This window comes from Variovorax sp. HW608 (genome assembly GCF_900090195.1).
In the GTDB taxonomy this organism is placed as follows: Bacteria; Pseudomonadota; Gammaproteobacteria; order Burkholderiales; family Burkholderiaceae_C; genus Variovorax.
In genome coordinates this window covers 1,267,967-1,279,441 of sequence record NZ_LT607803.1, presented here as the reverse complement: position 1 = coordinate 1,279,441, position 11,475 = coordinate 1,267,967, and the positions used below count along the sequence as shown (strand labels likewise).

The 11,475-nt window shown below is 68.3% G+C and carries 11 protein-coding genes; all 11 read left to right on the top strand.

What is annotated here, in order from left to right:
• Window positions 1–8: 8 nt before the first annotated feature.
• The 11 genes from VAR608DRAFT_RS05845 to VAR608DRAFT_RS05795 all read left to right on the top strand — a co-directional run bounded on the left by VAR608DRAFT_RS05845 (window position 9) and on the right by VAR608DRAFT_RS05795 (window position 11,475).
• A complete protein-coding gene (locus VAR608DRAFT_RS05845) occupies window positions 9–473 on the top strand; it encodes a VOC family protein (RefSeq protein ID WP_197700480.1) in 465 nt (154 codons plus the stop codon).
• Between the two features lie 38 nt (window positions 474–511).
• A complete protein-coding gene (gene hisD, locus VAR608DRAFT_RS05840) occupies window positions 512–1,795 on the top strand; it encodes a histidinol dehydrogenase (protein WP_088953197.1) in 1,284 nt (427 codons plus the stop codon).
• Between the two features lie 14 nt (window positions 1,796–1,809).
• Complete coding sequence (locus tag VAR608DRAFT_RS05835) at window positions 1,810–3,684, top strand: phytoene desaturase family protein (protein WP_231973269.1); 1,875 nt, start codon at window positions 1,810–1,812, stop codon at window positions 3,682–3,684.
• A complete protein-coding gene (locus VAR608DRAFT_RS05830) occupies window positions 3,681–4,637 on the top strand; it encodes an NAD-dependent epimerase/dehydratase family protein (RefSeq protein ID WP_088953195.1) in 957 nt (318 codons plus the stop codon). The genes VAR608DRAFT_RS05835 and VAR608DRAFT_RS05830 overlap by 4 nt, the downstream gene beginning before the upstream one ends.
• Window positions 4,638–4,666: 29 nt before the next feature.
• A complete protein-coding gene (locus VAR608DRAFT_RS05825; protein WP_088953194.1) occupies window positions 4,667–5,593 on the top strand; it encodes a VOC family protein in 927 nt (308 codons plus the stop codon).
• Window positions 5,575–5,949 carry a Rieske (2Fe-2S) protein gene (locus VAR608DRAFT_RS05820; protein ID WP_197700479.1) on the top strand — a complete coding sequence of 125 codons (375 nt, stop codon included), beginning with the start codon at window positions 5,575–5,577 and terminating at the stop codon, window positions 5,947–5,949. The genes VAR608DRAFT_RS05825 and VAR608DRAFT_RS05820 overlap by 19 nt, the downstream gene beginning before the upstream one ends.
• A 14-nt stretch (window positions 5,950–5,963) precedes the next feature.
• Window positions 5,964–7,121, top strand: a complete 1,158-nt coding sequence (locus VAR608DRAFT_RS05815; RefSeq protein ID WP_088953193.1) for an alpha/beta hydrolase family protein — start codon at window positions 5,964–5,966, stop codon at window positions 7,119–7,121.
• A 13-nt stretch (window positions 7,122–7,134) separates the two neighbouring features.
• The gene (locus tag VAR608DRAFT_RS05810) at window positions 7,135–8,268 is read left to right on the top strand and encodes an FAD-dependent oxidoreductase (RefSeq protein ID WP_088953192.1); all 1,134 of its coding nucleotides are present in this window, start codon (window positions 7,135–7,137) and stop codon (window positions 8,266–8,268) included.
• Between the two features lie 22 nt (window positions 8,269–8,290).
• Entirely contained in the window at window positions 8,291–9,037 is a 747-nt protein-coding gene (locus VAR608DRAFT_RS05805; RefSeq protein WP_231973268.1) for an SDR family NAD(P)-dependent oxidoreductase, read from the top strand.
• Window positions 9,038–9,057: 20 nt separating this feature from the next.
• Complete coding sequence (locus VAR608DRAFT_RS05800) at window positions 9,058–10,074, top strand: SMP-30/gluconolactonase/LRE family protein (protein WP_088953190.1); 1,017 nt, start codon at window positions 9,058–9,060, stop codon at window positions 10,072–10,074.
• A 156-nt stretch (window positions 10,075–10,230) separates the two neighbouring features.
• Window positions 10,231–11,475, top strand: a complete 1,245-nt coding sequence (locus tag VAR608DRAFT_RS05795) for an MFS transporter (protein WP_088953189.1) — start codon at window positions 10,231–10,233, stop codon at window positions 11,473–11,475.

Genomic DNA, 11,475 nt, shown 5'->3' with positions numbered 1-11,475 from the left:
CGTTCGCAATGACAGATCTTTTCAACCATCCCGGCGCCATCGGATCGCTGCGCCCGCATCACTTCGGCATCAGCGTGCCCGATCTGGACGCGGCCGTGGCCTGGTATGCGCGCATGCTTGGCTTCGAGCTCGAAGAGCAGCTGTTCATCGCCAAGATTCCGGCGCGCATCGCCTTCCTCAAGCGCGGTGACTTCCGCGTCGAGATCTTCGAGGTCGAGGGCGCCGCCGCGCTGCCCGAAGACCGGCGCGTGCCGAACCTGGATTTGAAGACGCATGGCAACAAGCACATGTGCTTCGAGGTGCCCGACGTGCCGGCGGCGGTGGCCGCGCTGCGCGCCGCGGGCGCCGACATCGCATTCGAACTCACGGTCGACGGCAATCCCACGGCGTTCGTGCGCGATTGCGCCGGCAACCTGATCGAGTTCCTGCAGCCTTTCGAATCGCGTCCGGCGCGCCCGGCGCGTCCGGCCTGAACGCGACGATCCCTTCTCATCCGAACCCAGAGCACCCCATGATCCACCACCTCAAGAAAGGCCAGGCCGCTTCGGTCAAGGCCGACATCAACACCCAGGTGCGCAGCACCGTCGAAGGCATCCTGGCCGACATCGAAGCCCGCGGCGACGCGGCGGTGCGCGAGTGGAGCACCCGGTTCGACAACTGGTCGCCCGCATCCTTCCGCCTGGGCCAGGCCGACATCGACGCCTGCATCGCCGCGCTGTCGCCGCAGGCGCTGGCCGACATCAAGTTCGCGCAAGCGCAGATCCGCCGCTTCGCGCAGATCCAGAAGAGCTCGATGCACGACGTCGAGATCGAGACCCTGCCGGGCGTGGTGCTGGGCCACCGCAACATTCCGGTGAACTCGGTCGGTTGCTACATCCCCGGCGGCAAGTACCCGCTGATCGCCTCGGCCCACATGAGCGTGCTGACCGCCAAGGTGGCCGGCGTGAAGCGCGTGATCGCCTGCGCGCCTCCGTTCGAGGGCAAGCCCTGCCCGGAAATCGTCGCCGCCATGCACCTGGCCGGCGCCGACGAGATCTACTGCGTGGGCGGTGTGCAGGCGGTGGCCGCGATGGCCATCGGCACCGAGAGCATCGCTGCCGTCGACATGATCGTCGGCCCCGGCAATGCCTATGTGGCCGAGGCCAAACGGCAGCTCTTCGGCCGCGTCGGCATCGACCTGTTCGCCGGGCCGACCGAAACCATGGTGATCTGCGACGACACGGTCGACGCCGAACTGGTGGCGGTCGACCTGCTGGGCCAGGCCGAGCACGGACCGACATCGCCGGCCTACTGCATCACCACCAGCAAGAAGATTGCGGCCGAATTGCCGGCTGCGATCGAGAACGTTCTCAGCCGACTGGACACGGCCCCGGTGGCCAGCGTGGCCTGGCGCGACTGGGGTGAACTGATCCTCTGCGACACCGACGAGGAAGCGTTGCAGGAAGCCGAGCGGCTGTGCTCGGAGCACGTGCAGGTGATGACGCGCGACCCCGACTGGTATCTGCAGCGCATGACCCGCTACGGCGCGTTGTTCCTGGGCCACCGCACGAACGTCTCGTACGGCGACAAGGTGATCGGCACCAACCACACGCTGCCCACGCAGGGCGCGGGCCGCTACACCGGCGGGCTGTGGGTCGGCAAGTTCATCAAGACCCACACCTACCAGCGCGTGCTGAGCGACGAGGCCAGCGTGATGGTCGGCGAGGTCTGCTCGCGCCTGTGCGCGCTGGAGCACCTGGCGGGCCACAAGGAACAGGCCGACATCCGGGTACGCCGGCTCGCAGCGACGGCCTGAGCGGAGGGGAGCGCATGTCTGCAATGAATGGCAACAGCTACGACATCGTCGCAATGGGTGCCGGCCACAACGGCCTGGTCGCCGCCGCTTACCTGGCCAAGGCCGGCAAGAAGGTGCTGGTGCTGGAGCGCAAGTCCTACCCGGGCGGCGGCGTGTCGACGCGCCAGCTCAACACGCCCGGCTACTGGCACGACGAGCACAGCAGCGTGCACATCATGATCCAGGGCAACCCGATGCTGCGCCAGGACGAGCTCGGCCTGATCGGTCAGCACGGGCTGAAGTACCACTACTCGCCGGTGCCGCACGCGACGATCTTCCCGGATCAGTCGGCGCTCTTCACCTACAAGGACATCGACAAGACCTGCGAGTGTTTCGCCAAGGTCTCGGCCAAGGACGCCGAGACCTATCGCGGCTTCGTCAAGACGAGCCAGCAGGTCCTGCAGATGTTCATGCCGGGCCTGTATGCGCCGCCGCCGCCGCTGGGCGAGCTCGTCGCGATGCTCGATCGCAGCGACGAAGGCCGGTTGATGCTGGACTACATGAACCGCGACTGCCTGGACCTGGTCAACCAGCTCTACGAGAGCGACAGGATCAAGATCCACCTGCTGCGCCTGGTGAGCGAGAACCTGCAGGCGCCGAGCGAGCTCGGCACCGGCATGGGCGTGCTGCTGATGCCCGGCATCATCCACACCTATGGCGTGTCGCAGCCCATCGGCGGCAGCGGCAAGCTCACGGAATCGCTGGTGCGCTGCATCGAGAGCCATGGCGGCGAGGTGCGCTGCAATGCCGAGGTCGCCAGGATTCTCACCCGCGGTGGCCGCGCCACGGGCGTCCAGCTTGCCGATGGCGAGCAGATCATGGCGCGCGACGCGGTCATCGGCGCGCTCCACCCGCATGTCATCCGCAAGTTCGTCGAGGGCGTGCCCGAGCCGGTGTTGGCGCGCGCCGAACGCGCCACGCTGGCGCCGTTTTCCATCATGGTCAGCCACTACGACCTGAAGGAGAACGTCAGGTACCACGCCGGCGAGGAGGTCGGCTACGCGACGATGCTCGAGTTCATGGCGACCGACCGCCTGGACGAGATGCTGGCCGACTTCGACGGCCTCAAGCGCGGCCTGATCACCGAACGGCGCCTGTGCGCGGGCGGCGACGAGAGCATCGGCGACAAGACCCGCGTGCCGGCGGGCGCCGGCATGTTCCACGGCATCACCTTCGCGCCCTACAGCGTCAAGGACGAGCGCTGGGCCGGCAGGCACTGGGACGAGTTCAAGGAAGAGATCGGCGACCTCTCGCTGGCGCACTACCGCAAGTTCGTTTCCAACCTCACTGATGACAACATCATCGCCCGCAGCATCGTCAGCCCGGTGGACCTGGAGCGGTCCAGCCCCAACAGCATGATGCGCGGCGACGTGCACGGCGTGGCGCCGTACTTCTATCAAAGCGCCGGGCACCGGCCGACACCCGATCTGGGCCAGTTCACCGTGCCCGGGGTCGAGCGCCTGTATCTCGCGGGCCCGTTCCAGCACCCGGGCGGCGGCGTCTACGGCGCCGGTCGCGCGACCGCGATCAGGATGTTCGAGCAGCTCGGCATGGATTTCGCAGCCGTGAGCGGTGGCGCGCGGCAGGACCTGGGCGTGCCGGCCACGGTGTCCGCGGCCCGGGCCAGCGGTGGCATGGTCTTGCGCGGCGCGGCCGATGAAGAGCTGATGAACGTCGAGTCGCTCACGCGCGTCGGCAACGAGCTGGTCGTCAAGGGCAAGAGCTTCGGCACCCTGCCGATGGAGGCGCGCCTGGATGCGGCTTCGGCGCGCGCCGGTCTGAAGATGCTGGGGCTGAAGCAGGCGGCTTTCCTGGCGACGCTGCCGTTCCGCAAGGGGGACCGGAAGTGAGCCATGTCGTCGTCACCGGATCCCAGGGCTTCGTCGGCCGGGCGCTGGTCGAGCGCCTGCTGCGGGACGGCCTGAACGGCACGCCGGTCACCCGGCTGTCGCTGGTCGACATCGCCTTCGACGCGGCGCATGCCGATGCGCGCGTGCGGCAGGTGGGCGGCAGCATCGCCGATGCAGGCGTGCGCGCGCGGCTTTATGCGACGCCGGTGGATGCCGTGTTCCATCTCGCCAGCATTCCCGGCGGTGCGGCCGAGAAGAACTATGCGCAGGGCCGCGCGATCAATCTCGACGCCACGCTCGGGCTGCTCGAAGATCTGCGCGGCCAGGCCGTCGCGGGCCGGCCGGCGCCGCGTTTCGTGTTCGCCAGCACGGTGGCCGTCCATGGCGAGCAGCTGCCGCCGCAGGTCGACGAACACACGCTGCCGGCCCCGGCCCTGAGCTACGGTGCGCACAAGCTGATGGGCGAGTACCTGGTGGCCGACGCTTCGCGCCTGGGCTGGGTAGAGGGCTGTTCGCTGCGCCTGCCCGGCGTGGTGGCGCGCCCCGGCGACGGCGCCGGCCTGATGTCGGCCTTCATGAGCCAGTTGTTCTGGAAGCTCGCTGCCGGCCAGCCGCTCACGGTGCCGGTCTCGCCCGGGGGCGTGGCCTGGTGGATCTCGGTCGGCGCCTGCGTGGACAACCTGCTGCATGCGGCCTGTGTCGACCCGCAGCGTTTCAATGCCCGCCGCAGCTACCAGATGCCCGTGCTGCGGCTGACGATCCAGCAAGTGGTGGACGCGCTCGCCGAGCGCTTCGGCGCCGACCGGCGTGCGCTGGTCAGCTACGCCCCCGACGCCTTCATCGAACGCCTGTTCGCCGCCTATCCACCCCTGTCGACGCCGCAGGCCGAAGCGCTCGGCCTGGCCCACGACGGCACGGTCCAGCAACTCATCACCCGGGCCATGGCCGACTGAGCGCCTGACCCACTGAAAGGAAACCAACCATGAACATCGTCGGACTCGACGCACTCGTCTTCGGTGTCGAAGACATGGCCGCCGGCAGGCAGTACCTGCTCGACTACGGCCTGAAGGAAACCGAGGCCTCGGCCGCGGGCGGCAACTACGAGGCGCTGGACGGCACGGCCGTGGTGCTGCGCCACGCCAGCGATCCCGGCCTCCCCAAGGCCAATGCGCCGTCGCCCAACCTGCGCGAGACGATCTACGGCGTGGCCGACGCCGCGACCCTGGCCGCGATCGCCGACAACCTGGGGCAGGACCGCGCGCTCGCGACCGACGCCGAAGGCACGATCCATACCGTCGACGACGGCGGCTATGCGATTGCGTTCCGCGTCACGCGCCGGCGCGCGATCGTCGCACCGCACATCGGCATCAACGTGCCGGGCCAGATGCCGGGCCGCGCACCCAACGTCTGCGCCGCCGACAAGGACGAAGTGATGCTGCCGCGTTCGCTGTCGCACGTCGTCTACTTCGTGCCCGACGTCGCCAAGGCTCAGGCCTTCTACGAGCAACGGCTCGGCTTTCGGGTGACCGACCGCTTCATCGGCCTCGGGCCCTTCATGCGCCCGGCCGGCACGCTGGATCACCACACCTTGTTCATGATCCAGAGCTTCAACGACCACATGGTCGGCATGAACCATTTCACCTTCCACCTCGGTTCGGCGCACGAGGTGCTGCATGCCGGCTGGCGCTTCGCGCAGAAGGGCTACAAGAGCTTCTGGGGCCCGGGCCGCCACGTCATGGGCAGCAACTACTTCTGGTACTTCAACAGCCCCTTCGGCGGCACCATGGAGTTCGACGCCGACATGGACCTGCACGACGACAGCTGGACGCCGCGCGCCATGCCGCCGGGCGCCGACAACTCGCAGATCTTCCTGTTCGAGCACCGCCCGAAATGGGCGCCTGGCGAGTGATGACGAAGATGCTGTGCCGCATTTCCGACCTGCCCGATGGCGGCGCGCGCGGCCTGCTGCGACAGGGCAACGACGACCAGGTGTTCGCCGTGCGGCAGGGCGACGAGGTCTTCGTCTGGCGCAACGACTGCCCGCACGACCACCGGCCGCTCGAGTACCGGCAGGACCAGTTCCTGTCGGGCGACGGACGGCACATCGTCTGCTACGCCCATTCGGCGCATTTCGATATCCGCAGCGGCCATTGCTTTGCCGGCCCCTGCGAGGGGAAGGCGCTGATCCCGGTGCCGACCCGCATCGACAACCTTGGCGTGGTGTGGATCGGCGACGCGCTGCCCACACCCTTCGATTCGATCTAGAGGCTGAGCTCACCATGTTCCAGTACTTTCCCTCCAACTACGTTTGGAGCCTGTCCACGATGATCGCCCTGACCCATGGCGGCAACATCGGCGAGGTGGACGCGATGTGCGCGCCCCTCCTCGAAGCGGCGCGCGCGGGCGACGACCCCGGCACGCTGGCCTTCTACGAGGCCTGGAAGGGCGGCGGCGACAAGTTGATCGCGCTCGCCGAGGCTGACCTCGCCAAGGGCCACAGGCTGTCGGCAGGCGAGAAGCTCGGCCGCGCCGCACTGTATTGCGGCATTGCCGAACGCATGCAGGCGCATGGTTTCGAGCAGCGCCTGGCGATGTACCAGCGCTCGCTGGTGCTGTTTGCCCAGGCTCGCGAGTTGGCGCGCGAGAACTGCGAGCGCGTCGAGATCCCGTACGGCGACGCACACCTGAGCGCCCTGTACGTGCGCGCCGAAAACGTGAGCGGCCCGGCCCCCATCGTCGTCGTGATGAACGGTCTCGACAGCACCAAGGAGATGCTGCAGAAAAGCGTCATGGGCACGATGCTCGCCCGCCGCGGCCTGTCGGCGCTCTTCGTGGACCAGCCCGGCACCGGCGAGGCCTTGCGCCTGCACGAGTTGCCGGCCGTGCCCGAGTCCGAGGTCTGGGCCTCCAGGGTCGTCGACTGGCTGGTCCAGCGGCCCGATGTCGATGCCATGCGCATCGGCGCCCTGGGCGTCTCGCTGGGCGGTTACTACTGCCCGCGCGCCGTCGCCTTCGAGCCGCGCTTCGCCTGCGGCGCCGTCTGGGGCGCCAACCACGACTGGCGCGAGGTTCAACGAGCGCGCCTGAAGCGCGAAGGCGAGAACCCGGTGCCGCACTACTGGAAGCACGTGCAATGGGTCTTCGGCGCCAGGGACATCGACGACTTCCTGGCCAAGGCCGAGGCCATGCATCTGAACGGCGTGCTGGATCGCATCCGGGTTCCCTTCCTCGTGACCCATGGCGAGAACGACCGGCAGATCCCGCTCAAGTACGCGCACCAGACCTACGAGCAACTGGTCAACAGCCCGCGGCGCGATCTGATGATCTTCACCGCCCGTGAAGGCGGCGTCGAACACAGCTCGCTGGACAACCCCCACAACGCCGGCAATCAGATCGCGGATTGGCTGGCCGAACAACTCGGCGGCAACGTCGCCTAAGGAAATTTGCGTCATGACACTGGTCAACAAGGTTCTGATCGTCGGCGGCGGCATTGGCGGCATGTGCGCCGCCATTCAACTGCGCAAGCACGGCGTCGCCGTCGATCTGGTCGAGCTCAATCCGGAATGGACGGTCTACGGCGCGGGCATCACCGTCAGCGGCCCGACCCTGCGTGCGCTGCGCACGGTGGGCGTGGTGGACGAGGTGCTCGCGCGCGGCGGCCACTGGTCCGCGATCGACATCTGCGCCGCCGATGGGACGGTGACGGCCACCGTGCCCGTTGCGCCTGCGGTGGGCGCAGAGGATCTGCCGCCGGCCGGCGGCATCATGCGGCCGGTGCTGGCCGACATCCTGAGCCGCGCCACGCGCCAGGCCGGCACGACCGTCCGCCTCGGCCTCACGTTCGAGTCGATTGCGCAGGACGAGCACGGCGTGGACGTCGTCTTCAGCGACGGCACGCGCGGCCGCTATGACCTGGTGATCGGCGCCGATGGCGTCAATTCGAAGGTCCGTGAAGCCGTGTTCCCGGGTGCCCCGATCCCGAAGTTCACCGGCCAGGGCTCCTGGCGCGCCGTGGTGCCGCGCACGCGGCAGAACTCCACCATCTACATGGGCCGGTCCACCAAGGCGGGCCTGAATCCGGTGAGCGAGACCGAGAGCTACCTGTTCGTGCTCGACCCGCGCGACGGCCTCGAGTTTCTTCCGGTTGATCGATGGCCCAGCCTGCTGGCCGAGTTGTTGTCCGAGTTCGGCGGTGCCATCGGCGAGATTCGCAGCGGCCTGCTCGACGGCAGCCTGCCGCAGCACCGCATCGTCTATCGCCCGCTGGCCGGCCTGATGTTGTCGGCGCCGTGGCATCGCGGCCGCGTCGTCCTGCTCGGTGACGCGGTCCATGCGACCACGCCGCACCTGGCCTCCGGCGCGGGCATCGCGGTCGAAGGCGCGGTGGTGCTGGCGGATGAGCTGGCGCGCTGCCACTTCCTCGAGGGAGCGCTGACTGCCTATGCGGGCCGCCGTTACGACCGGGCGCGACTGGTGGTCGGTAGCTCGATGCGAATGGGTGAGATCGAGCAGTCCGGCGGCTCGAAGGAAGAACACACCGAGGTCATGGTGCATGCGATGCGTGCACTGACCGCATCCATTTGACCCGCGACCAGGAATCATCGACATGAACCATTCAACGTCCGCGCGCGTGGCCTTGGTGACCGGCGCCGCCGGTGGCTTGGGCCAGGCCTTTGCATTGCGCTTGGCCGAGGCCGGTCACCGGCTGGTGTTGACCGACCGGCTGTCGTGTGCCGATATCGCGGGCAGGATCTGCGCGCAAGGCGGAGAGGCCATCGAGCTGGCCTGCGACCTGGCGGACCTGGCCGACGTGCAACGCTTTGCCGCCGCGGCGCCGGCGCAGGCCGGCCGGATCGACGTGCTGGTCAACAACGCGGCCTTCATGCCGATGCGTGCGCTGGCCGAGATCACGCCCGCGCTGTGGCGCCAGATCATGACGGTCAACGTCGATGCGCCGCTGTTCCTGGCACAGGCGCTGGCGCCGCAGATGGCCGCGCGCGGCTGGGGTCGCATCATCAACCTGGCGTCCAGCACCGTCTGGGGCCCGCCCCCGGGCATGTCGGCCTATGCCACCAGCAAGATGGCCGTGGTCGGCCTCACGCGCGCGCTGGCCTCGGAACTGGGCGGGCAGGGCATCACCGTGAACGCCATCTCGCCCGGACTCACTCGCCACGCCGGCAGTGCCGCGAACATTCCGGCCGAAGCCTTCGAGGGTGTGCGCGCGCGCCAGTTCATTCCGCGCACCGAACTGCCCGACGACCTGACCGGCGCGCTGGCCTTCCTCGCCAGCGACGCCGCCGGCTTCATCACCGGCCAGGTCCTGAACGTGGATGGCGGCGGCTTCGGATTCTGAACTCAAAGGAAACAAGTGAGATGAGCAAAGACAGCAACCCTCTCAAAGGTTGGCGGGTCGACCGATCGGCGATCCGCCACCTGGGTGTCGGCCTGCAGCGTCCCGAATGCATCCTGGCCGAGCGCGACGGCACGATCTGGACGGCCGACGCGCGCGGCGTGATGCGCATCGACGCCGATGGCGCACAGACCTTGGTCCGGCAGCGGGGCGTCGCGGACCGGTCGCTCACGGCCGAATCGGCCGTGCTGGGCGGCAGCCTGCCCAACGGCATCGCCTTCGACCGCGACGGCAACATCGTCATCGCCAACTTCGGCACCGACGCGATCGAGCTGATGACACGCGATGGCCAGTTGCGCACGCTCTATGACAGCGTCGACGGCCAGCCGCTGGGCAAGACCAACTTCGTGCTGTGCGACCGGCGCGGCCGGATCTGGTTCACCGTGACCACGCGCGAAGTGCCGTGGACGAAGTCGATCAACGCCAGGACCGCCGACGGCTATGTCGGCGTGATCGACGAGCGCGGCATCCGCATCGTGGCCGACGGCTTCGTCGGTACCAACGAGATCCGCTTCGACGCGAGCGAAGAATGGCTGTATGTCGTCGAAACCAATGCACGGCGGATATCGCGCTTGCGCGTGGACGACGATGCACGGGTGAGCGCGCGGGAAGTCTTCGGCCCGAGCGATCTCGGCGGCTTCCCGGACGGCTTCGCCTTCGACGCCTTCGGCAACCTGTGGATCACCCTGGTGCTCACGGAGCGCCTGGTCGCGCTCACGCCCGACGGCGAATTGCTGACCCTGCTCGACGACGGAAACCCGGCTGCGCTGGCCAGCTACGAGCAGCACTACGCCGACGGCACGGTGACGCCCGAACTGATGGGCGCCTGCCGGGGCACGCTGGCACCCATGATGGCCAGCCTGACCTTTGGCGGGCCGGATCTGCAAACGGTCTACCTGGGCAGCCTGATGGGTACCACGCTGCCCAGTTTCCGCTCGCCGGTGGCCGGACTGGCGATGTCACACTGGCGGCCTGGATGACCCCCACGTTTCCCCACTTCGTGTGGGTCACTGCCTCCCGAAGGGGGCCGCAGGCCGCCCCGTCCGTGCGAAGCGCGGACTTCGCCGCGCTGGCGGCCCGGCGCCGGCCCTAGCGGCACGCCTCGCAATACAAAACAACCAGACAAAGAGACAAACATGTTCGACTCTCCCGTTCCTTCCGATCCGGCCGCGACCCCAGCGAGCCGACCGGCGCCGCGCCCGATCCAGGCCTTCATCCTGCTGATCACCAGTGGCCTCACGGTGCTCGTCACGGCCATCCTCGGGCCGAGCCTGCCGGCCATGCAGGCGCACTTCGCCGATGTGCCCAGCGCCGACTTCCTGGTCCCGCTCACGATGACCGCGCCGATGCTCATGATGGCCGGCCTGAGCGTGTTCGCCGGCGAGTTGGCCGACCGCTTCGGCCGCAAGCGATTGCTGGTGGTCGCCACGCTGCTGTACGCGTTGGTGGGCACCGCGCCGCTCTACCTGCAGTCGCTGGGCGCGATCATCGCCAGTCGCTTCGCCCTGGGCATCATGGAAGCCGTGCTGATGACGGTCAGCACCACGATGATCGGCGACTACTACAGCGGCGCGAAGCGCGAGCGCTTCATGTCGCTGCAGACCACCGTGTCGGCATCGTCGGCGTTCCTGCTGAACATGGTGGGCGGCGTGGTCGCCGAGCACGGCTGGCGTGCGCCCTACGCGGTGTTCGCGCTGAGCCTGCTGCTGGCGCCGCTGATGGCGATCTACCTGTGGGAACCGCAAAGCCGCGCCAGCATGACCGCCGAGCAGGTCGCCGAAGACAGCCGTGGTTTTCGCCCGGGCCTGCTCGTCTTCACCTGCGTGCTGTCCTTCCTGAACGGCATCATGTTCCTGACCGTGCCGGTGCATTTCGGCTACCTGCATGGCGCCATCGGGGTGCAGTCTCCTTCTGCGATCGGCTTCGCCTATGGACTCAACAGCCTCGGGGTGATCGCAGGCACCCTGTTGTTCGGCTGGGTGCTGGCAGGGCGGCTGCGCGTGGCATTCCAGCTCGCGACTGGCGCGCTGGTGGCCGGCATCGGCTTCGTGCTGATGCAGTCCGCCGACAGCTACGCAGCCCTGACGGTCGCCGGCATGGTCAACGGCCTGGGTGCCGGCATCACGCTGCCGGCCCTGGTGACCTGGAACATGCGAGGACTGCCGGTCTCGCGCCGCGGCATGGGCACCGGTGCGTTCCAGTCGGGTTTCTTTCTCGGCCTGTTCGTCAACCCGATCGTGATCGTGGCGCTCGAAAAGGGCCTGGTCGTCCCGCGTGCCCAGGCCGTCGGCCTGGTCGGCTTCGTGCTGGTCGCGCTGGCCATCGTTGCGGCCATGGCGGGTGCGGCGCGGCGTCGACCGGCGCCACAATTCGGAGCTTGA

Excerpts from the sequence above, each read along its gene's own strand:
- VAR608DRAFT_RS05845 (WP_197700480.1), top strand. The coding sequence starts at position 9 with ATGACAGATCTTTTCAACCATCCCGGCGCCATCGGATCGCTGCGCCCG.
- hisD (WP_088953197.1), top strand. The coding sequence starts at position 512 with ATGATCCACCACCTCAAGAAAGGCCAGGCCGCTTCGGTCAAGGCCGAC.
- VAR608DRAFT_RS05835 (WP_231973269.1), top strand. The coding sequence starts at position 1,810 with ATGTCTGCAATGAATGGCAACAGCTACGACATCGTCGCAATGGGTGCC.
- VAR608DRAFT_RS05825 (WP_088953194.1), top strand. The coding sequence starts at position 4,667 with ATGAACATCGTCGGACTCGACGCACTCGTCTTCGGTGTCGAAGACATG.
- VAR608DRAFT_RS05820 (WP_197700479.1), top strand. The coding sequence starts at position 5,575 with ATGGGCGCCTGGCGAGTGATGACGAAGATGCTGTGCCGCATTTCCGAC.
- VAR608DRAFT_RS05815 (WP_088953193.1), top strand. The coding sequence starts at position 5,964 with ATGTTCCAGTACTTTCCCTCCAACTACGTTTGGAGCCTGTCCACGATG.
- VAR608DRAFT_RS05810 (WP_088953192.1), top strand. The coding sequence starts at position 7,135 with ATGACACTGGTCAACAAGGTTCTGATCGTCGGCGGCGGCATTGGCGGC.
- VAR608DRAFT_RS05805 (WP_231973268.1), top strand. The coding sequence starts at position 8,291 with ATGAACCATTCAACGTCCGCGCGCGTGGCCTTGGTGACCGGCGCCGCC.
- VAR608DRAFT_RS05800 (WP_088953190.1), top strand. The coding sequence starts at position 9,058 with ATGAGCAAAGACAGCAACCCTCTCAAAGGTTGGCGGGTCGACCGATCG.
- VAR608DRAFT_RS05795 (WP_088953189.1), top strand. The coding sequence starts at position 10,231 with ATGTTCGACTCTCCCGTTCCTTCCGATCCGGCCGCGACCCCAGCGAGC.